The organism is Mycobacterium rhizamassiliense, assembly GCF_900157375.1.
Classification (GTDB): Bacteria; Actinomycetota; Actinomycetes; order Mycobacteriales; family Mycobacteriaceae; genus Mycobacterium; species Mycobacterium rhizamassiliense.
The window spans coordinates 3,320,086-3,343,882 of sequence record NZ_LT721901.1; the positions used below are offsets into that span (position 1 = coordinate 3,320,086).

The 23,797-nt window shown below is 67.7% G+C and carries 20 protein-coding genes, 1 pseudogene and 1 riboswitch; of the genes and pseudogenes, 7 read left to right on the top strand and 14 right to left on the bottom strand.

Annotated features, from left to right (window positions below; all coding sequences use genetic code 11):
• Positions 1–9: 9 nt before the first annotated feature.
• Positions 10–210 carry a hypothetical protein gene (locus MRAB57_RS16295; protein WP_077090628.1) on the bottom strand — a complete coding sequence of 67 codons (201 nt, stop codon included), beginning with the start codon at positions 208–210 and terminating at the stop codon, positions 10–12.
• A 114-nt stretch (positions 211–324) separates the two neighbouring features.
• Between MRAB57_RS16295 and MRAB57_RS16300 the strand changes: the two genes are divergently transcribed.
• Positions 325–2,112, top strand: a complete 1,788-nt coding sequence (locus tag MRAB57_RS16300) for a DUF3556 domain-containing protein (protein ID WP_077088274.1) — start codon at positions 325–327, stop codon at positions 2,110–2,112.
• Here the strand turns inward: MRAB57_RS16300 and metE are convergent.
• The 8 genes from metE to MRAB57_RS16340 all read right to left on the bottom strand — a co-directional run bounded on the left by metE (position 2,109) and on the right by MRAB57_RS16340 (position 11,880).
• Positions 2,109–4,388, bottom strand: coding sequence for a 5-methyltetrahydropteroyltriglutamate--homocysteine S-methyltransferase (gene metE / locus MRAB57_RS16305; protein WP_077088275.1), 2,280 nt, complete (start codon positions 4,386–4,388; stop codon positions 2,109–2,111). The genes MRAB57_RS16300 and metE overlap by 4 nt on opposite strands.
• A gap of 144 nt (positions 4,389–4,532) precedes the next feature.
• A riboswitch (cobalamin riboswitch) is annotated at positions 4,533–4,724 on the bottom strand.
• Positions 4,725–4,776: 52 nt separating this feature from the next.
• Entirely contained in the window at positions 4,777–5,418 is a 642-nt protein-coding gene (locus MRAB57_RS16310) for an SDR family oxidoreductase (RefSeq protein WP_077088276.1), read from the bottom strand.
• A 129-nt stretch (positions 5,419–5,547) separates the two neighbouring features.
• Positions 5,548–6,390 (bottom strand): SDR family oxidoreductase, encoded by an 843-nt coding sequence (locus MRAB57_RS16315; protein ID WP_077088277.1) that lies wholly within the window; start codon positions 6,388–6,390, stop codon positions 5,548–5,550.
• Between the two features lie 103 nt (positions 6,391–6,493).
• Positions 6,494–7,807, bottom strand: a complete 1,314-nt coding sequence (locus tag MRAB57_RS16320) for a TetR/AcrR family transcriptional regulator (RefSeq protein WP_077088278.1) — start codon at positions 7,805–7,807, stop codon at positions 6,494–6,496.
• Positions 7,808–7,945: 138 nt separating this feature from the next.
• Positions 7,946–8,593 carry a nitroreductase family protein gene (locus MRAB57_RS16325; RefSeq protein ID WP_077090629.1) on the bottom strand — a complete coding sequence of 216 codons (648 nt, stop codon included), beginning with the start codon at positions 8,591–8,593 and terminating at the stop codon, positions 7,946–7,948.
• Between the two features lie 8 nt (positions 8,594–8,601).
• Positions 8,602–9,693: an acyl-CoA dehydrogenase family protein gene (locus MRAB57_RS16330; protein WP_077088279.1), complete on the bottom strand. Its 1,092-nt coding sequence runs from the start codon at positions 9,691–9,693 to the stop codon at positions 8,602–8,604.
• A complete protein-coding gene (locus MRAB57_RS16335) occupies positions 9,690–10,844 on the bottom strand; it encodes an acyl-CoA dehydrogenase family protein (protein ID WP_173814033.1) in 1,155 nt (384 codons plus the stop codon). Before MRAB57_RS16335 ends, MRAB57_RS16330 begins: the two co-directional genes overlap by 4 nt.
• A 64-nt stretch (positions 10,845–10,908) precedes the next feature.
• Positions 10,909–11,880: an SDR family NAD(P)-dependent oxidoreductase gene (locus tag MRAB57_RS16340; RefSeq protein WP_077088281.1), complete on the bottom strand. Its 972-nt coding sequence runs from the start codon at positions 11,878–11,880 to the stop codon at positions 10,909–10,911.
• 386 nt (positions 11,881–12,266) lie between these two features.
• On the opposite strand from MRAB57_RS16340, the gene MRAB57_RS16345 reads away from it, so the two are divergent.
• Positions 12,267–13,751, top strand: a complete 1,485-nt coding sequence (locus tag MRAB57_RS16345; RefSeq protein WP_077088282.1) for an aldehyde dehydrogenase family protein — start codon at positions 12,267–12,269, stop codon at positions 13,749–13,751.
• A gap of 77 nt (positions 13,752–13,828) precedes the next feature.
• Positions 13,829–14,629: a lysophospholipid acyltransferase family protein gene (locus MRAB57_RS16350; protein ID WP_077088283.1), complete on the top strand. Its 801-nt coding sequence runs from the start codon at positions 13,829–13,831 to the stop codon at positions 14,627–14,629.
• On the opposite strand, the gene MRAB57_RS16355 is transcribed toward MRAB57_RS16350, so the two are convergent.
• Entirely contained in the window at positions 14,626–16,059 is a 1,434-nt protein-coding gene (locus tag MRAB57_RS16355) for a WS/DGAT/MGAT family O-acyltransferase (protein ID WP_077090630.1), read from the bottom strand. The genes MRAB57_RS16350 and MRAB57_RS16355 overlap by 4 nt on opposite strands.
• A gap of 157 nt (positions 16,060–16,216) precedes the next feature.
• On the opposite strand from MRAB57_RS16355, the gene MRAB57_RS16360 reads away from it, so the two are divergent.
• Positions 16,217–17,365, top strand: a complete 1,149-nt coding sequence (locus MRAB57_RS16360; protein WP_077090631.1) for a thiolase family protein — start codon at positions 16,217–16,219, stop codon at positions 17,363–17,365.
• Positions 17,362–18,162, top strand: coding sequence for a crotonase/enoyl-CoA hydratase family protein (locus tag MRAB57_RS16365; RefSeq protein WP_077088284.1), 801 nt, complete (start codon positions 17,362–17,364; stop codon positions 18,160–18,162). Before MRAB57_RS16360 ends, MRAB57_RS16365 begins: the two co-directional genes overlap by 4 nt.
• On the opposite strand, the gene MRAB57_RS16370 is transcribed toward MRAB57_RS16365, so the two are convergent.
• From MRAB57_RS16370 to MRAB57_RS16380, 3 genes are read right to left on the bottom strand one after another with little or no spacing between them, the layout of a single operon-like run.
• A complete protein-coding gene (locus MRAB57_RS16370; protein ID WP_077088285.1) occupies positions 18,159–19,175 on the bottom strand; it encodes an NAD(P)/FAD-dependent oxidoreductase in 1,017 nt (338 codons plus the stop codon). The two genes, MRAB57_RS16365 and MRAB57_RS16370, sit on opposite strands and share 4 nt — an antisense overlap.
• Positions 19,172–19,672: an isoprenylcysteine carboxyl methyltransferase family protein gene (locus tag MRAB57_RS16375; RefSeq protein ID WP_077088286.1), complete on the bottom strand. Its 501-nt coding sequence runs from the start codon at positions 19,670–19,672 to the stop codon at positions 19,172–19,174. Before MRAB57_RS16375 ends, MRAB57_RS16370 begins: the two co-directional genes overlap by 4 nt.
• 25 nt (positions 19,673–19,697) lie before the next feature.
• The gene (locus MRAB57_RS16380; protein WP_077088287.1) at positions 19,698–20,783 is read right to left on the bottom strand and encodes a type III polyketide synthase; all 1,086 of its coding nucleotides are present in this window, start codon (positions 20,781–20,783) and stop codon (positions 19,698–19,700) included.
• Between the two features lie 151 nt (positions 20,784–20,934).
• Here MRAB57_RS16380 and MRAB57_RS16385 point away from each other — a divergent pair, with 151 nt between their 5' ends.
• Both MRAB57_RS16385 and MRAB57_RS16390 read left to right on the top strand, forming a co-directional pair.
• Positions 20,935–22,035, top strand: coding sequence for an SDR family NAD(P)-dependent oxidoreductase (locus MRAB57_RS16385; RefSeq protein WP_077088288.1), 1,101 nt, complete (start codon positions 20,935–20,937; stop codon positions 22,033–22,035).
• Positions 22,032–22,754 (top strand): CPBP family intramembrane glutamic endopeptidase, encoded by a 723-nt coding sequence (locus tag MRAB57_RS16390; RefSeq protein WP_077088289.1) that lies wholly within the window; start codon positions 22,032–22,034, stop codon positions 22,752–22,754. The genes MRAB57_RS16385 and MRAB57_RS16390 overlap by 4 nt, the downstream gene beginning before the upstream one ends.
• Here MRAB57_RS16390 and MRAB57_RS16395 read toward each other — a convergent pair.
• A pseudogene (locus MRAB57_RS16395) lies at positions 22,720–23,769 on the bottom strand (SDR family NAD(P)-dependent oxidoreductase); the annotation flags it as partial. The gene MRAB57_RS16390 and the pseudogene MRAB57_RS16395 overlap by 35 nt on opposite strands.
• Between the last annotated feature and the right edge of the window lie 28 nt (positions 23,770–23,797).

Below are 23,797 nucleotides of genomic sequence, written 5' to 3' on the forward strand. Positions count from 1 at the left end.
CCCGGCGACCTACTCGCCGGGGCCGCCGTACTGCCACACCAGGCTGTGGTCCCCGGTCATGGTGGCGTTGCACCACATCGTGCGGCCGTTGGCGTCCTGGGTGGTCGAATGCAACACCGTGCACGAGTCACCGGGCGTGGGCGTCTGGGCATACGCGAGCGGTACGCCGGCCACTGCCAGCGCGGCGACCGCTGTGACGAGTCTGCTCATGACCGACATCTCCTAAGCCCTGACGCTCACGCTATCCGGCAAAGAACCGGCGGGCAAAGCAATTGGTGTGTGGTCCCGGGCGCATTCGGTTAGAACGCGTTCTAGTCTGTGGCCATGGGATTTCTGCAGCCCGACTTGCCGCAGGTCGACGTCGAAGAGTGGAGCAAGGGCACTCGCAGCGAGCGCATCCGCCCAATGGCCAGGCACTGGGCCGAGGTGGGCTTCGGAACGCCGGTGGTCCTGCACCTGTTCTACGTCGGCAAGATCCTGCTCTACATCCTGTTCGGCTGGGTGCTGGCCGTGGCGACCACCCGCGGACTGGCGTTCACCAACGTCATGTCCTGGTACGCCGAGCCGATCGTGTTCGAGAAGGTCGTGCTCTACACGATGCTGTTCGAGGTGATCGGGCTGGGCTGTGGCTTCGGGCCGCTGAACAACCGGGTCAACCCGCCGATGGGCTCGATCCTGTACTGGCTGCGGCCCGACACCATCCGGCTGCCCCCGTGGCCGAGGGTGGTCCCGGGCACCAAGGGCACCGTCCGGACCCTGGTGGACAACGCGCTGTACGCCCTGCTGCTGTTGCTGATCTTCTTGACGCTGTTCGCCGACGGCACCGGGCCGGTGCCGGAGCTGGGCACCCACGTCGGGCTGATACCGCAATGGCGGATCGTGCTGATCCTGGTGTTGCTCGGGGTGCTCGGGTTGCGTGACAAGGTGATCTTTCTGGCCGCCCGCGGCGAGGTCTACGCGTCCTTCGCGGTGACCTTCCTGTTCGGCGCCGACATGGTCGTCGCCGCCAGGCTGGTGTTCCTGGTGATCTGGATCGGCGCGGCCACGTCGAAGCTCAACAAGCACTTCCCGTTCGTGATGTCGACGATGATGTCCAACAACCCGCTGTTCCGGCCGCGCTTCATCAAGCGTGCGTTCTTCGAGAAGTTCCCCGACGACCTGCGGCCCGGACGCCTGTCGCGGGTGTTCGCTCACGTCAGCACCTTCATCGAGATGTGCGTGCCCATCGCACTTTTCGTCGTGCACGGCGGCTGGCCGCTGACCGTCGCCGCCGCGATCATGGTGGCCTTCCACCTCGGCATCCTCACGGCCATCCCGATGGGGGTGCCGCTGGAGTGGAACGTGTTCATGATCTTCGGCGTGTTCGCGATGTTCGTCGGCCATCGGCACGCCGTGCTGACCGACCTGAAAAACCCTGTGCCGGTAGCGATTTTCATCGGCTTCCTCGCCGGCATCGTGATCCTGGGCAACCTGTTCCCGCGCAAGATCTCGTTCCTGCCGGGCATGCGGTACTACGCGGGCAACTGGGACACCACGCTGTGGTGCATCAAGCCGTCGGCGGACAAGAAGATCGCCCACAACATCGTCTCGATCGCCAGCATGCCCGCGGCCCAGCTGGAGAAGACGTATGGCAAGGACCGGGCACAGATCCCGATGTATCTCGGATATGCGTTCCGCGCCATGAACACTCACGGCCGGGCGTTGTTCACGCTGGCGCACCGGGCGATGGCCGGCGAGAACGAGGACGACTACGTCCTCACCGACGGGGAACGAATCTGCAGCACCGCCATCGGCTGGAATTTCGGCGACGGCCACATGCACAACGAGCAGCTGATCGCCGCGCTGCAGCAGCGCTGCCGCTTCGCGCCCGGTGAGGTGCGCATCGTGCTACTCGACGCGCAGCCGATCCACCGGCAGACCCAGGCCTACCGGTTGGTCGACGCCGCGACCGGTGAATTCGAGCGCGGCATCGTCAAGGTCGCCGACATGGTGACCCGACAGCCCTGGGCCGACGATGTGCCGGTCCAGGTGCTGTCGGGAGAGGCCGCCGCGATCGACGAGGCGACGCCCGTCGACGAGGCTGAAGCGGCCGTCGAGGCGCGCGAAGACTAGACCCCCGCGCGAACCTCCTGCGCGGCGGCGACCATGTTCTGCAGCGAGGCGTTCACCTCGTCGGGGTTGCGGGTCTTCAGCCCGCAGTCGGGGTTGACCCACAGCCGTTCCGCCGGGACGGCCCGCAGCGCCGCGCGTAGCGACTCGGCCATCTCGCCGGTGCTGGGCACCCGCGGCGAGTGGATGTCGTAGACGCCCGGGCCCACGCTGTTGGCGAAGCCGACCGAGTTCAGGTCGTCGAGCACCTCCATGTGCGAGCGCGCCGCCTCGATGGACGTGACATCGGCGTCCAGGTCAGCGATCGCCCCGATCACCTCGCCGAACTCCGAGTAGCACAGGTGGGTGTGGATCTGCGTCGAGTCGGCGACACCGGAGGTGGCCAGGCGGAACGACCCGACGGCCCACTTCAGGTAGTCGTCCTGGTCGGCGCGGCGCAGCGGCAGTAGCTCCCGCAGCGCCGGCTCGTCGACCTGGATCACCGCGATGCCGGCCTTCTCGAGGTCCACGGTCTCGTCGCGGATGGCCAGCGCCACCTGGTTGGCGGTGTCGGCCAGCGGCTGGTCGTCGCGGACGAACGACCAGGCCAGGATCGTGACCGGACCGGTCAGCATGCCCTTGACCGGTTTATCGGTCAGCGACTGCGCGTACTTGGCCCATTCCACCGTCATCGGCTGCTGCCGGGTGACGTCGCCATAGAGGACCGGCGGCCGCACGCAGCGGCTGCCGTAGGACTGCACCCAGCCGTTCTTCGTGGCGAAGAAGCCGTCGAGCTGCTCGGCGAAGTACTGCACCATGTCGTTGCGCTCCGGCTCGCCGTGCACCAGCACGTCGATCCCGAGGTCCTCCTGCAGCTTGATGACGTCGGCGACTTCCTGCTTCATCCGCTTGTTGTATTCGGCGTCGTCGATCTCGCCGGCGACCAGCGCGGCGCGGGCCTTGCGGATCTGCACGGTCTGCGGGAACGAGCCGATCGTCGTCGTCGGCAGCGGCGGCAGGTTCAGCCGCTCGTCCTGGCTGGCGCGACGTTGCGCAGCCTCACCCCGGTGCGTTCCGGTCGCAACGATCGAGTCGATGCGCGCGCGGAGATCGTCGTTGTGCAGCCGTGGGTCGCTCTTGCGTGAGGCCACGGCCGCGTTGGACGCCTCGATGGCATCGGCGACCGCCTCGCGGTCCTCGTGCAGCGCACGAGACAACGCCACCACCTCGGCGACCTTCTCCTGACCGAACGCCAGCCAGCTGCGCAGCGCGTCGTCCAGGTCGGTCTCCGGCTCCAGCGAGTACGGCACGTGCAGCGTGGAGCACGAGGTCGAGACCGCGACGTTGGCGGCCGAACCCAGCAGGCTCGCCAGCTTGCCCAGCGCCGCCTGCAGGTCCGTGCGCCAGATGTTGCGTCCGTCGACGACGCCGGCGACCAGCGTCTTGCCGGCTAGGCCGGGCGCCCCAAAAATAGAAGCGATCGCCGTGTCGGCGCCGTAGACCAGGTCGACTCCGATCGCCTCGACGGGCGTGCGTGCCAGGCCCGCAAGCGAAGCGCCGGGGTCACCGAAGTAGGTCGCCACGTAGATGGCGGGCCGGTTGGTCACCTTGCCCAGCGCGTTGTAGACGGCCTCGGCCAGCGCGGGCGCGTCGGGGGAGATGTCGGTGACCAGCGCGGGCTCGTCGATCTGCACCCACTGCGCGCCGTTGTCGGCCAGCAGGCTCAGCAGCTCGGAGTAGACCGGCAGCAGTTCCTGCAGCCGTTCGATCGGGGCGCCGCCGCCGTCGACACCCTTGCTCAGCAGCAGGAAGGTGACCGGGCCAATGATCACCGGACGGGCCGGAATGCCTTGCTCGAGAGCCTCTTTCAGCTCGGAGAGCACCTTGTCGGGGTTGAGACTGAACTTCGTCGACGGCCCGATCTCGGGAACGATGTAGTGGTAGTTGGTGTCGAACCACTTGGTCATCTCCAGCGGCGCGACGTCCTTGTTTCCCCGCGCAGCGGCGAAGTAGCGGTCCAGGTCGTCGGCGACCTGCGTCGCCCGGGCAGGCAGCGCGCCCAACAGAACGGCCGTGTCGAGAACCTGGTCGTAGTAGGAGAACGTGTTCACCGGCACCGAGTCCAGCCCGGCATCGACCAGGCTCTTCCAGGTGTCGCGGCGCAGCGTGGCGGCGACGTTTTCCAGATCGGTTCGGCTGGTGCGTCCGGCCCAGTAGCCCTCGGTGGCGCGCTTGAGTTCGCGCTTCGGGCCGATGCGCGGCGAGCCGACAATGGTTGCGGAGAAAGGTTGGGGGGTCACGGTTTTATTCGTCCTTCAATCGGCGTGGTGGTCACCGCCGGCGGACGTGCAGCCGATCGGGATGCGGTTCGCACCTTTGGTACATAAACCGCAACGGCTGCAGCCAAACGCCCATTCCACGAGGCGGTAAGCCGCCGGACGCGGGTGCGTCCGGCACAGCTGGCAGGTCTTCGGACTCACAGGCACGCACTCCGGTGGTGCTCCTACCGGCCGTCGCTTCCCAGTCGGGTGACCAGTGCTTGTGACGGCTTTCGTTCCTGCATACCGCTGCGGGACAGTCCCGGATTCTCACCGGGTTCCCTCTCGCGAAGCGTTACTAACGGTGCTTCGCTCGATGCCGGCGCCGCGTAGTGCGGCGACGGCAGACCAGCTGCGAGAATGAGTCTAATCAGCCCGCCAGGGCCTCGGCGATCGGGATGTCGCCATTGTTGAATTCGATGGTCCGCCCGATGGTCGAGTCGTCCGCCAGCGCGGCGGCCGCGACGAGCGCGACGTCGGCCCGGGATACCTCACCTTTGCCTTGGCCGACGACGATCTTGCCTGTCGCCGGCTCCAAGGTGAGCCGGCCGGGCCCCAGCACCGTCCAATCCAGATCGCTGGCACGCAAATGGGTGTCGGCGGCGGCCTTGGCCTCGGCATAGGCGAAGAACGGATCGTCGCGCGGGACACCATGATTCGGCCCGGCGCCGAAGTAGGAGACCATCACGAAGCGCCGCACCCCGGCCTGCGCGGCGGCGTCGATCACCCGGACCGCGGCATCGCGGTCGACAGCGTAGGTCCGCTCCGGGTTGCCGCCGCCGGCCCCGGCGGAGAAGACGACCGCGTCGTGCCCGGCCACCAACTCGGCCAGCGCCGAGGTGTCGAGTTGCTCGATGTCGGCCACCACCGGCTTGGCGCCGGTGGCCGCGACGTCGTCGGAGTGCTCGGGATTGCGGAATACCGAGCTGACCTCGTCGCCGCGTTCGGTCAGGATGCGTGCGAGCTGCAGTGCGACCTTGCCGTGCCCGCCGATGAGGATGACTCGTGCCATTCCTCCGACGGTAGCGCGCGCCTAGGCGATGGCGCCGACCCGCTGCGCCCGGCTACGTCCTACGGTGGCGACCCGCCGCGCCCGGCTACGCCGCGCTTGCGATCGCCACGGCCGCGCTTGCGATCGTCGCTAGAGCTTTACCTTGCCCATGATGATGTCGATGATCATCTTGCCCGGGGCGTAGGAGCCGGTCATCGAGGCCATGGTGTGGCCGGAGTCCACCAGCAGCGTGATCCCGCTGATGCCGCACGCCGCCTCGCTGTTGAGGAACGCCATGGTGTCACCCATCTGCTCCGGGGTGTGCACCTTGGCCCCGGTCTCGTCGCGGTAGTCCTGGGCGAAGCTCAGCCACAGGTCCGCGTTGGCCTGGGCCAGCGGGGTGTCGGTCGGTCCGGGGCAAATCGCATTGATGCGGATCCCCTTCTTCGCCAGCGGGTAGCCCTGGTTGGCCACGTAGGTGTTGATGATCTTCTTGCTGGTGCCGTAGTGGTTGATGCCCTCGGCCTCGTGCGCCTGGCACCACGCCTCGGCCGCCGCGAAGTCCGGCGTGGCAAGGAAGTCGTTCATCGTTTCGAGGTCGTTCTCCCAGCCCATGCCGGCGACCGAGGAGATGAAGCAGATGGCCGAGCCGTTGGGAAGCTGGTTCTTCTCCAGCAGCCGGTCGATCAGGTGGCGGTGGCCGATGAAGTTGATCTTCATCAGGTCGATCGTGCCGTCGGCGACACCGGCGGCGGAGAACACGGCGTGGATCGGGCCCTTCACCTGCTCGAGCGCGGCGTCGATCGAGGCGGGGTCGCGCAGGTCCACCTGGATGGACTGGGCGACGTCGTAGTCCACGGGCGCGTAGTCCAGCACGATGACTTCGGCACCCAGCTCGGCAGCTGACTTGGCCGCCGCGGCGCCCATGCCAGTCGCGCCACCAACAACGAGAGCGCGCTTGCCGTCGTAGCGCAACCGATCGACAATGGTCATGGAAATCCCCTTCTCGGATAATGCCAACGCGGTTCTAACTGCTCAACTGTATGGGTAACAGTTTTTTGGTTCAATACCGGGGCCGTATTGAATTTAGGTGGTCTTACTTGCCGCGGACGGCGGCGCCGCGCAGGACCGTGTCACGCGTATGTACCAGCGCTTCCCGTTTGCCGACGGCGCGCAGAATGTTGTGCGGTATCCACTGCAGACCGATGACGCAGCGGGCCAGCATCGCGGCCGATGGCGCGTCGGTCTGAATCTCGCCGGAGCGGATTCCTTCGGAGAGCAGTGATTTCATCTGCCGCAAGCGAGTCGTGTACGACCAGCCCGGGTTGGCGGTCGGCGGAGATTGACGCATCCAGGCGACCTGGATCCTGAACTCGTCGGGAAACTGGTCCAGCGCATTGACATTGACCCAACTGAGCGCGTCCAGTTTCTCGATGGCCGTGGCATCCGAGCGCAGGACGCCGACCCACCCCGCCTCGACCTTGCGCCCGAAGGACTCCATGATCGAGTCGAGAAGCTGGTCCTTGGATCCGATCACCCGGTAGACGGTTCCGGTGCCAAGGCCCGCGGCCGACGCGATGTCCCTGATCGTGGTGACCTCATACCCTTTGCGCCCGAACTCCGCTCGCGCCACCGCGCGCACGTGCGCGGCCTTGTCGCTGGGGTCGGCGTCGCTGTCGTCGGCCCACGTCTCGATCACTTCGCTGGCTGCCATGAACGCGCTAGACCGGTCCAGCAACGAGTCCGTGGGGGGGCGAACCGCCAAGCCCTGCAAGATGATTCGGCACAAAACCTCGGCGACCTGGTCGGTCGATGAATTGTGGCGCATCACGTCGAGCCCGACCTGCAGCATGGTCTGGCAGATCCGGTCGGCGAGCGTGGGCAGGTCGATGTCGGGCTTGATGTAGCCGCTCCACCTCCCGGCGCGCAGCGTCTGCAGCATCGCCTCTTGAATCGCAACGGGCTGCTTCCCGGTCAGCTTAATCAGCTCGGGGTCGGTGCTGGGCCCCTCGTAGAACGACATCTGCAGGGCCGCGCCGTGCCGCACCGCGCAGTCGGCGATCGCCGTGCCCAGCCCGATGATCTTTTCGGCAACGGGCCGCGCATCGGGTTCGTCCAGTCGCGCCTGGGCGGTGCGCCCGATGCGATCCAGGTCGTCCTGATAGCGACGGGTCAGCTCGACCAGGATCGCCTCTTTGGACTCGAAGTGGTGATAGAGGCTGCCGGGGAGAATCCCCGCGGCGTCGGCGATTTCCTGCAACGACGTTCGGAAGCCCGACGACGCGATCAATGACGCTGCGGTTTGCAGGATCTCGGTGCGCCGCGTGCCGGCATCGTCGGCTTCGGCGCCCGAGCGCACGCGGCCGTTCGTCGGCGACCGCCCCTTTGCCAGCGACTCGGCTTTAGCCATGACTAAAGGTGCGCAAGCCTGGAGGACCGTGGCTCTGCAAACAGATGCAATCGTCCTCCCAAACCGAACCAAATCTTTGTTAGAGGCTATCAGACTGCCGGCGACAAATTCGCTGCATACCGCGCTGATGAGTCCATTCTAGAGGGCCGGACCGTCCCAGCCATCGAGCGCGACGACCTCGTCGAGCGGGCGTCGCGGGGCGGGCCGGAACGTGTGCCCGGCCCGCAGTCGGCCCACGGGCAGCAGACAGCCCTGCGAATAACCCGGCGGGATGCCCAGCAGTTGCCGGATCTCCTCCTCGCGGTGCAAATGCAGGGTGGTGACACACGTGCCGTAGCCGCGGGTGTGCAGGGCCAGCTGAAAGTTCCACACCGCTGGGAAGATCGAGCCGTACAGCGTGGCCTGATGGAACGACTCGTCGCCGTCGATGCGCGGCAGGTAGGCCTCGTAACAAGGGATTACCAGCAACGGCACCCGCGCCATGTTCTCCACCAGCCACTCCGTCGAGGACATCAGCCTGCCCTCCGGCGTGCCGGCCGGGAGCAGGTCGGCCAGCAGCTGCCCGCCGACGCGCAGCAGATACGACTCGCGGTAGAGCTCGCTGATCTTTTCCCGCAGCGCGGGATCGGCGACCACCAGCCACTTCCACGATTGTTGGTTGGAGCCGTTGGCGGCCTGCAGGCCGATGCGCAAACACTCGCGAATGTCGCCGAGGTCGACGGGCGCGTCGAGGTCGAGCGTCTTGCGCGCCGAACGGGTGGCGGTGAGCAGGTATTCGATGTCCATCGCGGGGCTCATCGGGGACCTCTCTTGGTAAGGCGTGCACCGAGTTCAGTGAGATAGCCGTCGGGTCCGCCCAGGAGTTCGCTCCAGCTCAGGAGGCGCTTGAGGTAGAGGTGCGCGTCGTGCTCCCAGGTGTAGCCGATGCCGCCGAAAACCTGGATCGCGGTGTCTCCCACGGTGGCCAGCCGCCCGGCGAACGCTTTCGCCCGCAGCGCGGCAAGGTGCCGTTCGTCGGACGGAAGTTCCGCATCGGCGGCCCACAGCGCGTGGATTACGCCGCTGCGCGCCAGCTCCACCGTCTCGTACATGTCGACGCACAGATGCTGGACTGCCTGAAACGATCCGATGACCTGATCGAATTGCTTTCTGACTTTTGCATATTCGACGGCGAGGTCCATGACGGCCCGCGCCGCACCGAGCGCGTCGGCGGCGGTGGCGATCAGCAGGTCGTCGATGACCGCCGCGACATCGGCCGGCGCGGCGCCGGCCAGCCGCTGGGCGGGGGTTTCGTCGAGCTGAACGCGAAACCGTTTGCGGGTCGCATCGATACCGCGCTCGGGCTGCACGGAAAACCCGGGGGAGTCGGTGCTCACCGCGAAAAGACCGGTGCCGTGGGCGTCTTCGGCCAGCACCAGCAAGACGTTCGCCGCCGCGGCGTCGGGCACATCGCCGAGCTCGCCCCGCAGGACGCCGCCCGATTCCGCTGCGACGCTTTCGGAACCCAGGAAGCCGACGGTGGCCACCGTGGTCCCGTCGGCGATTCCGGCCAAAATCGTTGTGGCGCTCTCACTGTCGCAGAGTCGGGTCAAGGTGCGCGGCGCGGCGACGGCGGTCGACAACCACGGCCCCGGGTGCAGGGCGGCGCCGAGCTCCTCGGCCACGACGCCGGCCTCGACCATCGTCATGCCGGCGCCGCCGTGTTCCTCCGGCACCAACAGCCCGGTGGTGCCGAGGTCGGCCAGGCCGCGCCAGACCGTGTCGTCGACACCGGTCGGATCGTCGAGCAGTTCGCGCACGTGGCCCGAAATCGGTGCCTTCTCGGCGAGAAAGCGGCGCGTGGTGTCGCGCAGTGCGACCTGTTCGTCGTTGAGTTCGAGGTTCATTTGCGCGGCAATCCGAGTACCCGTTGGGCGGTGATGTTCTTGTTGATCTGTGAGGTCCCGCCCGCGATCGTCAGCGAGCGTGAGGTGAGGCGGTAGTTCGCCCACGCCCCTGCGCCGCGGCTGCCCAGCACGTCGAACGCCAGCGCGGCCATGTCCTGCCCGATCTCGCCCCACACCGTCTTGGCCAGGCTGGCCGAACCGAATGCGTCACCTCCGTGCAGCGTCGCCGAGATCGATCGCTGGCACAGCACCTCGAGATACTTGATGCGGAGGGCGATTTCGCCGAGTCGCCGCAGCGTCACCGGGTCGTCACCAGCCTCGGCCTGAGCGGCCATGTCATCCACCAGCTCCTCCAGCCGCGCCTGCATTTCGGCGTAGAGCCGTGCGGCCCCGGCTCGCTCGTGGCTGAGTGTGGTGGTGGCGACCTGCCACCCGCCGTTGAGTGGTCCGAGCAGCGCGTCGGCCGGCACCCGCACGTCGTGGAAGAACACCTCGGCGAAATCGGCATCGCCGTTGAGTGTCACCAGCGGGCGGACCTCGATGCCGGGCAGTGACATGTCGACGATCAGGCAGGAGATGCCCTTGTGCTTCGGGGCGTCGGGATCGGTGCGCACATACAGCTGGCACCAGTTCGCCCGGTGTCCCAGCGACGTCCAGATTTTCTGGCCGTTGACGACGAAGTCGTCACCGTCGCGCACCGCGCGGGTGCGCAACGACGCCAGATCGGATCCCGCCTCGGGTTCCGACATTCCCTGGCACCAGATGTCGTCGGCTCGCATCATCCGGCGCAGCAGCGTCTTCTTCTGGTCCTCGGTGCCGTATTGCATGATCGCGGGGGCGATGTTGTTCATACCAATGACGTTGAGCGGCATAGGGGCTCGCGCGCGCGTGGTCTCCTCGGTGTAGACCAGCTGCTCGAGAACTGTCGCTCCGCGACCGCCGTATTCGCGGGGCCACGAGACGGCGGCCCAGCCCTCGTCGGCCATTGTCGCGTTCCACGCGCGCATCATCTCGAATGTCGCGTCGTCGCGACCCAGGTTCCGGCGGGCGGCCACCAACTCGTCGGTCAGGTTCTCCGACAGCCACTCGCGCAGCTCGATGCGGAACTGTTCCAGCTCCGGCGGGTAAGAGAAGTCCACTTTTCCTTGAATCTGATCGTGGCTAACTGCGACTTAGCCGGACTTTACGGTGAGGCATTTTGGCGGTCAATAACGCTTATCGGGAGCCTTGCGGGAATTCGACCTCGGCGTTACCCGGCATCGCGCTGACGCCCCGCCGCTCGCAGACCTCCAGCACCTCGTCGACGATCGAGCCGGGCACCAGGAATCGCTCGGTGGCGGACATCTGCTCGAGGTGTTCCTCGATGTCTTCTGCCGTCGGTTCCGTGTCGGCGTCTGCCAGCCAGCCTTCGCTGAGCCCGACGAATATCCGCGCGTAGCGTCCGGCGGCCGCCGAATAGTTGCGGTGGCTGAACGTGCAGGCGCGGCTGGCCAGGAACGTCACCAGGGGCACGACGAGTTCGGGCCGGATGGCCTGCATGAAACCGGATTCGGCCAGGAACTTCTCGTCACCGACCGTCTCGGTGACCATGCGCGAAAAGCCGGTCGGCATAACCGAGTTCGCGAGTATGCCGTGGGCTTCGCCTTCGATCGCGATCACGTTCGTCAGTCCCACCAGACCAGCCTTGGCCGCCGCGTAGTGCGCCTCCATCGGCTGGCCGAAGATGCCGGCGGACGACGAGATGAACACGAACCGCCCGCCCTCATTCTTTTTCATCACGCGATACGCGGGCTGCGACAAATAGAAGCCGCCATCGAGGTGGACTCGCAGCATGCGCGTCCAGTCGTCGACCGAGAGGTCTTCGAACGGCACGCTGCCGAAGATTCCGGCGTTGCTGACGACCGCGTCCAGGCGCCCGAATGCGCCCACGGCCGCATCGACGATGGCCTGGCCGCCCGCCGGGCTGTCCACCGAGTCGTACGACGCGACCGCCCGCCCGCCGGCCGTCGTGATCTCGTCGACCACCTCGTCCGCGACTTTTGCATCGGTGCCCTCGCCGCGCATCGAGCCGCCGAGGTCGTTGACCACCACCGCGGCGCCGCGGCGGGCCAAATCCAGCGCGTAGAGGCGGCCCAGCCCGCGGCCGGCGCCGGTAACCACGGCCACCTGGCCGGTGAAGTCGATCACGATGCGCTCCTGCTAGCCGACGCTGTTGGGTGCTGCAGAGCCGGACTTTACGGCGGAACAGATATTTGGTCAACTGACGCAGCGGGCTCCCCGGCCGCCCGCGCCGGCGCGATTGACGGCCGGGTGGCCGCCGCGCTAGGGTGCGAACAAATCTTAGGTTTCTGCAAGCCGTGTCACGGAGATGGGTTTGTTCCACGAGAGCGTCGCACCGCAGATCGGCTACGCCGAAAGGCTCGCCGGGGGGCTCGGTGACAGCTGCCAAATCCGCACCGAGCCGCGGCAAAGCCCACGTCAGCATGTTGCGGGTTGCCAATCGGCTAGTTACCCGTAAGGCTCTCCGTAAGATGACCCGCGGAAAGCCCCGTCAAAATTAGAGAGCGACAAAAATGTCTGACACTGTAAAGGTCCGCTTCGAGCCGAAGATGATGATCGACGGCAAGCTCGTCGAGGGCCAGGCCGGCAGCTTCGCCAACATCAACCCGGCTACCGAGGAGTCCCTCGGCGAGGTCTCCGACGCCTCCAGGGAGGACATGCACCGGGCCATCGATGCGGCCCGGCGCGCGTTCGACGACACCGACTGGTCGACCAACAAGGAGCTGCGCAAGCGCTGCCTGCTGCAGCTGCACGAGGCGATCGAGTCCGAGATCGACGACCTGCGCGAGGAGCTCATCCTCGAGGTCGGCTCGCCCCGGGCCATCACGTTCGGCCCCCAGCTGGACGCCCCGCTGGCGGATGGCCTGAAATACCCCGCCCGGCTGATCGACTCGTACGCCTGGGAGACCGACCTCGGCGACCGGGTTATCAGCCTCACCGGCGCGAACACCACCATCAAGGTGTGGCGCGAGCCGGTCGGGGTGGTCGGCGCGATCGTGCCGTGGAACTTCCCGTTCGAGGTCACCCTCAACAAGCTCGGCCAGGCACTGGGCAGCGGCAACACCGTCGTGCTCAAGCCGGCGCCGAACACCCCGTTCAACGCGAACCGGCTGGGCCGGCTGATCGCCGAAAAGACCGACATCCCAGCCGGTGTCGTGAACGTCGTCACCGCCTCGGACCACTTCGTGGGTGAGGAGCTGACGCTGTCGCCCAAGGTCGACCTGATCTCGTTCACCGGCTCGACGGTGGTCGGCAAGCGGATCATGGAGAAGGGTGCGGCCACCATGAAGCGGCTGTTCCTGGAGCTCGGTGGCAAGTCGGCCACCATCGTCTTGGAGGACGCCGACTTCGGTACGGCGTGCATGGTCGGCATCGCGCCGTGTATGCACGCCGGTCAGGGCTGCGCCAACCCGACCCGGCTGCTGCTGCCGCGGTCTCGCTACGACGAGGGTGTGGAAATCCTCAAGAACATCTACGAAAACGTCACCTGCGGCGACCCGCAGGACCCGGGCACCCTGTGCGGTCCGGTGATCTCGCAGCGGCAGTACGAGCGGGTGAACAGCTACATCCAGAAGGGCGTCGACGAGGGTGCCACGGCGCTGGTCGGTGGCCCCGGCGCGGAGACCGGCTTCGACAAGGGGTATTACGTGCGCCCAACGCTTTTCACCAACGTCGACAACAAGATGACCATCGCGCAGGAGGAGATCTTCGGCCCGGTGCTCTCGGTCATCCCGTTCGACGACGAGGAAGACGCGATCCGGATCGCCAACGACAGCGTGTACGGCTTGGCCGGCAACGTGTTCGCCGGTTCGCTCGAGCGTGCGCTGTCGGTGACCCGCCGGATCAAGGCCGGCTTCATGGGCGTCAACGGTGGTGCTGGGTACGCCGCCGACACGCCGTTCGGTGGCTACAAGGAGAGCGGCATCGGTCGCCAGAACGGTATCGCTGGATTCGACCAGTACACCGAGATCAAGTCCGTGGCTTACCCCGCGGGGTAAGTCTGGTGCGGCGAGATTGCCGCCATGGCAGTGCTTTTCGCGCGGATGACCACCATGGCGGCGATCTCGGCGGGTGGATGTTGGGGGGCTCGTTGAGTCAGACTGCCGAGTTTGATCCGGCCTTCACCAAGCGGCTCGTCGATGCGGCGCGCCCCATCGCCAAGCGCTGGTTCCGCTTCGAAGTGCTTGGGCTGGACTCGTTTCCGGCCGACGGTGGCGCGCTGATCGTCGCCAACCACTCGGGCGGCATGCTGACCCCCGATGTGCTGCTGTATGCGGCCGCCTTCTACGACAGGTTCGGCTACGACCGGCCGCTGTACACGCTGGGGCACGACGGCATGTTCGCCGGCCCGGTGGCAAGCCTGATGACCCGGCTGGGGGTGATCCGCGCCAGCACCTCCAACGCCGTCGAGGCGCTGCGCTCCGGCGGCGTGGTGCTGGTCTTTCCCGGCGGTATCTACGACGCGTACCGACCGACGCTGGCCGAAAACGTCGTCGACTTCAACGGCCGGACCGGCTACGTCAGGACCGCGGTTGCGGCCGGCGTGCCGATCGTCCCCGCGGTCTCCATCGGCGGCCAGGAGAGCCAGCTGTTCCTGACGCGCGGAACCTGGCTGGCAAAGCGGCTGGGGCTGAACAGGTTTCGCTCCGACATCCTGCCGCTGACGTGGGGCATCCCGTTCGGGTTCAGCGTGATCATGCCGCCGAATCTCCCGTTGCCGACCAAGATCGTCACCGAGGTCACCGAACCGATCGACCTCGCCGCCCGGTTCGGCGCCGAACCGGACGTCGCCGACGTCGACGCGCACGTCCGCGCGGTGATGCAGGCGGCGCTGGACCGGCTCGCGAACGAGCGGCGGTTTCCCGTCCTCGGTTAGTTCGTCAGCGCGGCGGCCGGTGGCATCGCCGAGTCGACCGTGCTGAGGTCATCGTAAAGGCCTGCGGCGGAGCGTATTTCACGGAAGGCGTGCACCATGGCGTCGGTCGCTTCGTGCGTGTCCGTCAGGGTGCGGTCGTCGGCGATCACCGAGATGTTGAGCTGGTCGACGTAGCTCCACACGGTGATGTTGACGCCGCAGGCGGCGATCAGTGGGCCGACCGAGTAGATCTCGCTCACCGGGGCGCCGGCCAGCCGACCGCGCTCGCGCGGCCCGGCGACGTTGGACACCGGGATGTTGAAGAGCCTGTTCTTTGCGTTGCGCCAGGCCAGCCAGTCGAACACGGGCGGCGCCGCGATCGGCGGGAGGTAGTTGATCAACCTGCCGTACAGCTCGGGGCCGAACAGCTCGTTGTTCTCCTTGGCGATCGAGCTGGCCACCGACGTCAGGCGCACCCGCTCCAGCGGATCGCCGATATGCGTCGGCAGCGAGACCACCATGCCGCCAAGCTCGTTGCCGCTGATGCGGTCCGGCGAACGGTCGGTACTCGCCGGAACGGACGCCACGATGGGCCGGTCGGCACGGCCGTCATAGCGCAGCAGCAGTTCCCGCAGTGCGCCCGCGGCCATCGACATCACCACGTCGTTGATGGTGATCTGGAGTCGCTTGCTGGTCTGCTTCACCTGGGGCAGCGACAGCGTCGTGGTCGCGAACGTGCGCCCGGGCGAGACGACGTGGTTCGCGAACGTCGCCGGCGCAGCGAGCAGCCGGGCCAGCTCGGGCTGCCTACCCCGCTCGCGGGACCGGCGGCGCAGCCGGCGTAGGCCGGCGAAGGTGTCGACGAGCACCCCGGGCAGCGTGGCGGCCTGCTGAGCGTGGTCACGCCCGGCGGCCCGCAGCAACTCGGCCCTCGACGGCTCGGCGCAGCCGCCGGGGACAGGGCCGCCGATGTCGGCCCGCGGGTCCATGTCCATCAGCCGGGCCAACAGGTTCGCCGAGGCCACCCCGTCGGCCAGGGCGTGATGCATCTTGCCGATGATCGCGAACCGGTTTCCGGCCATGCCTTCGGCGAAGTGAAACTCCCACAGGGGGCGGGCGCGGTCCAGCGCAGTGCTGGCGATGCGGCCGATCACCTCGTCGAGTTCGCGACGGCCCCCCGGCGCGGGCACCTGCACCCGGCGCAGGTGGTAGTCGATGTCGACGTCGCAGTTCTCCATCCACATCGGGTGATGCAGCCGCCAGGGAATGTCAATCAGCTTGTAGCGCAACGGATCCAGCCGTCCCAGGCGGTCGACGAGGGTCTGGCGGAACAGCTCGAAGCCGAACTCGCTCTCAGTGGCGTCGACGACCGCGACCTTCAGCGTGTGCGTGTGCAGGTTCGGCGCCTCGCTGTAGAGCAGCATCGCGTCCATGCCGTTGAGCCGCTTCACCCGTTCATTATGGCCGCGCAGGAGGCCGGTGGAAACAAAGTTCTGGTTCACGGGTGCGCCGCGCTAGGGCCACCCCGGTCAGCAACCGCCCAACCCCTTGGTTGACAATCGTCAAGAAGTGTTTCGCAGCCCACCGACTGTCGAAGGAGACATCATCATGGCTGAAGCCGTCATCGTCGAGGCAGTGCGCTCACCTATCGGCAAGCGCAACGGGGGGCTGTCGGGGGTACACCCCGCCGATTTGTCCGCGCAGGTGCTCAACGGGTTGGTCAGCAGGACCGGCATCGACCCCGGAATCGTTGACGACGTGATCTGGGGCTGCGTGATGCAGGCCGGCGAGCAGGCCCTCGACATCGGCCGCACCGCGCTGCTGACGGCGGGCTGGCCGGAGACCGTCCCGGGCGTGACCGTTGACCGACAGTGCGGGTCGAGCCAGCAGTCCATCCACTTCGCTGCGGCCGGTGTAGTCGCCGGGCACTACGACGTCGTCGTGGCCGGCGGCGTGGAGTCGATGTCGCGCACCCCGATGGGCGCATCGCTGGCCAACGGCGGGCGGCCCTACCCGGACACGTTCCTGGACCGCTACGACCGCCAGGTCCCCAACCAGGGCATTGGCGCCGAGATGATCGCCGAGCAGTGGGGCTTGGACCGGACCGCGCTCGACCAGTTCTCCCTCGACTCACACGAAAAAGCCGCTGCCGCACAGGATTCCGGTGCCTTCGACGACCAGATCGTCGGGATCAAGGATTCCGAGGGCAACGTGGTCCTCAAGGACGAAGGCATCCGCCGCGGTACGCCGATGGAGAAGATGGCCTCGCTGAAGCCGGCCTTCAAAGAGGACGGCGTGATCCACGCCGGCAACTCCTCGCAGATCTCCGACGGCGCGGCCGCGCTGCTGTTCATGTCCGCGGAGAAGGCAAAGTCGCTGGGCCTCAAGCCACTTGCCAAGGTGCACACCGCGACCCTGGCCGGCGCCGACCCGGTCATCATGTTGACCGCGCCGATCCCGGCGACCCAGAAGGTGCTGAAGCGCTCGGGGCTTTCCATCGGCGACATCGGGGTCTACGAGGTCAACGAGGCGTTCGCGCCGGTTCCGCTGGCCTGGCTCAAGGACATCGGCGCCGACGAGAAGAAGCTCAACCCCAACGGCGGCGCGATCGCGCTCGGCCACCCGCTCGGCGGTTCGGGGGCCCGGATCATGACCACACTGCTGTATCACATGCGGGACAAGGGAATTCAGTACGGTCTGCAGACGATGTGTGAGGGTGGCGGTCAGGCCAACGCAACCATCGTCGAGCTCCTGTGACGGATCCCGTCGAGCAGCCGGCGGTTCTTGTCGAGCGCTCCGGCAACGTCTTGATCCTGACGATCAACCGACCGGAGGCGCGTAACGCGATCAACGCCGCCGTCAGCATCGGGCTGGGCGAGGCGCTGGACCAAGCGCAGAACGACCCCGAGGTGCGGGCGGTGGTGATCACCGGCGCGGGCGACAAGTCGTTCTGTGCCGGAGCCGATCTCAAGGCGATCGCGCGGCGCGAGAACATCTACCACCCCGACCATCCGGAGTGGGGTTTCGCCGGCTACGTCCAGCACTTCATCGACAAGCCGACCATCGCGGCGGTCAACGGCACCGCCCTGGGCGGTGGCACCGAGCTGGCGCTGGCCAGTGACCTGGTGGTGGCCCACGAGTTCGCCAAGTTCGGCCTGCCCGAGGTCAAGCGCGGGCTGGTCGCCGCGGCCGGCGGCGTCTTCCGGATCATGAACCAGCTGCCGCGCAAGGTGGCGATGGAACTACTGATGACCGGCGAGCCGCTGACCGCCAACGACGCCTGGGAGTGGGGCCTGATCAACCAGGTCGTCAAGGAGGGCTCGGTGCTGGACGCGGCGCTGGCGCTGGCGGCGCGCGTCACGGTCAACGCACCGCTTTCGGTGCAGGCCAGCAAGCGCATCGCCTACGGCGTCGACGACGGCGTGATCACCGACGAAGTCGTCGGCTGGGAGCGCACGATGAACGAGATGCGCACCCTGATCCGATCCGAGGACGCCAGGGAAGGGCCGATCGCGTTCGCGGAGAAGCGCGAGCCGGTCTGGAAGGCGCGCTAACTGGCGAGGATGTTGACCCCGAAGCGGAACGCGGAGGGCAACAGCCGGCCGGCCGGCACGATCGCCCGGCGCGCCGGGCGCGGCGTGCTGGCCAGCACCAGGCCGCGGGTGAGCAGCCGGTAGTTGCGGGTGACCCGGTGCCAGGCCGCCTCATAGGACTCCGGGGCGCCCTCGACGATGGCGGTGACCGCCGCGCCGGCCTGCTTGACGGCGAGGCTGATGCCCTCACCGGTCAGCGCGTCCTCGTAGCCCGCGGCGTCGCCCACCAGCAGCACCCGGCCCGCGACGCGGCGGGATACCACCTGCCGCAGCGGGCCGCAGCCGCGCGCGGGCCCACGTTCGCCGCCGGCCAGCTGCCGGGATAGCCGCGGGAACCAGGCGAGGTCGGGCTGTCCGCGCGACAGGATCGCCACCCCCACCAGATCCGGCTCCACCGGCGTCACGTAGGCCTCACCCCAGCGGGACCAATAAACCTCGACGAACTCCGACCACGCCGGCACCTTGAAATGCCGGCGCACGCCGTAGCGTCGCGGGGTTCCGGCGGTGACGTCGATCCCGACCGCACGCCGCACCGACGAATGCAGCCCGTCGGCCCCCACCAACCACTTCGCGCGCACGCCGGCGGCGGTCACGCCGTGCGCGTCCTGCTCGACGGTGTTGACCCGCGTCCGGATCCACTCGGTGTCTTGCTCTTTGGCGCGCGCAGCCATAGCCGCGTGCAAGGTGGTGCGCCGGACGCCGCGGCCAGGGCCGCCGCGAAACCGCGCCTCGGCGCGGCGGCGTTCATCCAGATACGCGATCCCGTGAAACGGCATGCCGGCCGGATCCACGCCCAGCGATGTGAGTTCGGCCAGCCCGCCGGGCATCAGGCCCTCGCCGCACGCCTTGTCGATGGGGCCCTCCCGTGGCTCGGCCACGATGACCGAAAGCCCAAGCCGCCGAGCGTGTAATGCCGTGGCGAGCCCGCCCGGGCCGCCGCCGACGATCAACAGGTCGGTGTCGAAAGTGCTCACGTGTAGCCCAGCGCCGAGTTCTCCACCCGGATGCGGACACTGAGCAGGATCGCGTTGGCCACCGTGAAAATCGCCGCCGTCAGCCACGCGGTGTGTATCAGCGGCAGTGCGATCCCTTCGGCCACCACTGCAACATAGTTCGGGTGGTGCAACCACCGGTAGGGGCCGGCGTTCACCAGCGGCTCGGCCGGCAGGACGATCACCCGGGTGTTCCACCGTCGCCCCAGCGTCGTGATGCACCACCAGCGCAGCACCTGGCTGGCCGCCGCCACCGCCAGCATCGGCCAGCCCAGCCACGGAATGAACGGCCGGTGCAGTGCCCACGGCTCGACCACGCAGCCGATCAGCAGCGCGGTGTGGATGATCACCATCACCACGTAGTGCGGCCGGCCAAACTCCTTGGCGCCCTGGGTAAATGACCACTGCGCATTGCGGTTGGACAGCACCAGCTCGACGACGCGTTCAATCCCGACCGCGAGGATCAGCAGGTAATACATGTCTTCACTATCTCTCGTCCGGCCCCTACCAGGCCAGCAGGACGAGTTCGGAGCAGAAAGCCGGGCCCATCGCGATCATCAGACCAATCGAACCAGCAGGCGGCGGATCGGCCAAATTGGCCCGCAGCACATCGAGCACCGACACCGAAGACAAGTTGCCGTTGTTGCGCAATGAGTTTCGGGTGTGGTCCAGAGCGTTGTCGGGAAGGTCCAACGCTTCCTCGACCGTCTCGATCACCCGCGGTCCGCCGGGGTGGCAGACCCACCGGGACACGTCTTGTGGCGTCAGCCCGTGGTCAGCGAGGAATTTGCGAACGTCGTCGCCCAGGTATTTCTCGGTGACGGTCGCGACGTCGGCCGACAACACGATCCGGAAGCCGTCGGCGCCGATCTTCCAGCCCATCACCCCTTCGGTGTCGGGATAGAGCCGGCTGCGCGTGGCCAACACGCGAGGACCGCTGCGCCCGGTGGATCGGTCCGCGGCGCGGTCGGCGCCCTCGGCGATGACAGCGCCCGCGCCGTCACCGAACAGGCTGGTCGCCACCAGGTTGGCGATCGAATTGTCTTGGCGCTGAATGGTTAACGAGCAGAGCTCGACCGCTAGCAGCGCGGCAACCTGGTCGGGAAACGCGCGCAGGTAGTCGTGCATGCGTGCCACGCCGGCCGCGCCGGCCACACAGCCGAGACCGAACAACGGGATGCGTTTGACGTCCTCACGCAACCCCACCCGCGCGGCCAACCGCGCCTCCACCGTCGGCACGGCCAGGCCGGTCACCGTCGTGGAAAACACGATGTCGACTTCCGACGGCTCGATGTTGGCCTTGTCCAGCGCCGCCAGCAGCGCCTTCTCGGCCAGGTCGAGGGCAACCTCGAGGTAGGCCTCGTTCGCGCTGGTAAAGCCCCCCAAATCACGGTATCGCGGCAGCGGCAGCGCCGTGTGACGAGACGCCACCCCGCTGCTGAGCGCGAACCGCCGGAACTCCGGGCCGGCGAAGTCGGTCAACGCCCCGATGAGCTCTTCCTGGCTGTACAGGTGCTCCGGGAATTGCACCGCGGTGGCCGCGATGGACGGGTCTGCGTAGGTCGTGGTTGTCGTCGAATGTGTGCGCACTGGATTAGCCCCCCGTAGTGGTACCTCGCCCCCTGCGGCGGTACCTCTGTTATCCGGTTACGGGACCGTAGGTTGTTTGGTTCACGGCCCCGACGAACGAAGTTGGCCGCGTGCACCGTCGTATTCCGCGCGGCCCGGCTAGGGTCGAGGTATGCGCATCTTGGTCACCGGAGCCACCGGGTATGTCGGATCGCGACTGGTCACGGCCCTGCTGGCGGCTCAGCACCAGGTGGTCGCGGCCACTCGAAACCCGGAGCGTCTCAAGCGTTTCGGCTGGTTCGACCAGGTGACACCGGTGCGGCTGGACGCCTCCGATGCGGCGTCGGCGCGGGCCGCTGTGGCCAGCATCACGGACGCCGAAGGCCCGATCGACGTGCTGTACTACCTGGTTCACGCCATCGGTCAGCCGGACTTTCGCGACGCCGACAACGCCGCCGCGGCCAACGTCGCAGCCGCCGCCCGGGACGCCGGGGTGCGGCGGATCGTCTACCTCGGCGGCTTCGTGCCCGGCGACGAGGCGCTGTCCGAGCACCTGACCAGCCGGGCCGAGGTGGCCTACGCCCTGACCGTCGAGGGCGGACCGGAGCTGGTATGGCTGGGGGCCGCGATCATCCTCGGCGCCGGCTCGACGTCGTTCGAAATGCTGCGCTACGTCGCGGACCGATTCCCGGTCATCCCGACGCCGCCGCGATTGGACAACCCGATCGACCCGATCTCGATCCGCGACGTGCTGCACTATCTCGTCGCGGCGGCCGACCCGGAGCGGGTGCCCGAGGGAGCCTACGACATCTCCGGCCCCGACACCACGTCATACCGGGGGCTGCTCAAGACGTATGCGCGCGTGTCCGGCCGCTGGCAGCTCAGCTTCCGGGTGCCCGGATTCCAGACGGCGGTGACCGCGCGGCTGCTCGCCCTGACGTTGCCGGTGCCCTACGGGCTGGCCGGGGATCTGGTCGACTCGCTGGATCACCCGATGGTGGCCTCGGTCAGCAACCTGCGGGATCGGGTGCCCGATCCGCCCGGCGGCCTGCTCGGCGTCGAGGAGTCGATCACGCTGGCGCTGGCGGGACGCGCTAACCCGCCCCGGCCGGTCAACGCGCTAGCCGATCCGCACGACCTCGCCGACACCGATCCGGAGTGGGCCGGCGGTGACGCGCTGCGCGCGCGGCGGTTGGCCCGGTCGCTCGGTGGCCCGGCCCGGCCCAAGCGCAATCCGCTGATTGCGTTGGCGCTCAAGGTGTTGCCCGCATGAGCCAGCCGGCGGCGCCGTACCGCACCAGCGTGTCGTCGGAGCTGCGCCGGGCAGTGACCAATATCGCTGTGCCACACCATGAACCGCCCGCGGTGCTGCGCCGCAGGCGGGTCGTGGTCGCCATCACGCTGGTGCTCGGCGCTGCGGTGCTCGGGTTTTCGCTGCGGCGCACGCCGGGCGAGTCGAGCTTCTACTGGCTGACGCTGGCGCTGGCCGCGGTGTGGATCGTGGGCGCCTTCGCCTCCGGGCCGCTGCACCTGGGCGGCATCAACTGGCGCGGCCGCAACCAGCGCCCGGTTATCTCCGGGGTCACCATCGGCCTGTTGCTCGGGGGCATCTTCGTGGCCGGCGGCCTGATCGCCAGGGAGATCCCGGCCGTCGCGGCGTTGATCGTGCGGGTGCTGCAATTCGAAAGCCGCGGAACGCTGTTGTTCGTCGTGGTGATCACGCTGATCAACGGGATCGCCGAAGAGGTGTTCTTCCGCGGCGCGCTGTACACCGCATTGGGCCGGCGCTATCCAGTGCTGATCTCGACGATTCTGTACACCTTCGCGACGATGGCCAGCGGCAACCCGATGCTCGGCTTCGCTGCGATCCTGCTCGGGCTGGTCTGCGCGCTGGAGCGACGGGCAAGCGGCGGCGTGCTCGCGCCGGTGCTGACCCACTTCGTGTGGGGCCTGATCATGGTGCTGGCGCTGCCGCCGCTGTTCGGCGTCTGAGCGCCCACCGCGCGCCGGCCCAGTCCGGGTCGCTGGGCAGTGGGTCGGCCGGGCGAGAGCCCACCGATTCCCAAGCCGCCCCGGACAGGCCCTGAGCCGCGCGCTGCAGCGCCAGCGCGACGGCATCGCGGTAGCCGATCAGGCCGCCCGCGGGCGGCTCGATGACGGAGTCGACGTCGGCGTTGCGCATCACCGCGTCGCATTCCAGCGACTCGATCAGCGGGCGCGCCAGCCCGGGCGGCATCGGGGTCACCGCCCCGATCCACAGGCTGGCGATCGTCGGTGTCAGGAAGGGCAGCGCGATCAGGTGGCGCGGGTGCAGCCCGGCGACGTCGGCGTACACCCGCATCATGTCGCCGTACTCCAGCACGTCGGGCCCGCCGACGTCCCAGGTGCGCGACGACGGCACCGTCGCCGTCGCCGCCGCGGCCAGGTAGTGCAGCACGTCGGCGATCGCGATCGGCTGAATTCTGTTGTGCACCCACTTCGGTGTGGTCATCACGGGCAACCGATCGGTGAGATGGCGGATCATCTCGAACGACGCCGACCCTGAGCCGACGACCACGCCGGCCTGCAGCACCACCGCCTCTAGGCCCGAGTCGATCAGGGCTTCGCCCACCGCCCGGCGCGACTCGAGATGGGCCGAGAGGTGCTCGCCGTCCGGATGCAGCCCGGACAGATACACCACCCGGCGCACCCCGGCGCGACGGGCGGCCGTCACGACGTTGCGGACGGAGCGATCCTCCTCGGCGGCGAAATTCTTCGCGGTTCCCATCGAGTGGACCAGGTAGTAGACGACGTCGATTCCGTCGAACGCCTCGATCAGCGAATCGAGGTCGGCCAGGTCACCGCGCGCGACCTCCGCCCGGTCCCGCCACGGCACGTTCGCCAACTTGTCCGGGTTCCGGGCCAACGCGCGCACCCGGTGGCCTTCGTCGAGCAGCCGCTGCACCAACCGCGTTCCGATGTAACCGGTCGCCCCGGTCACCAGGGCATGAACCTGTCCCACCACCAAATCCCCTCCCGTGCTTGTCAGTCATTCG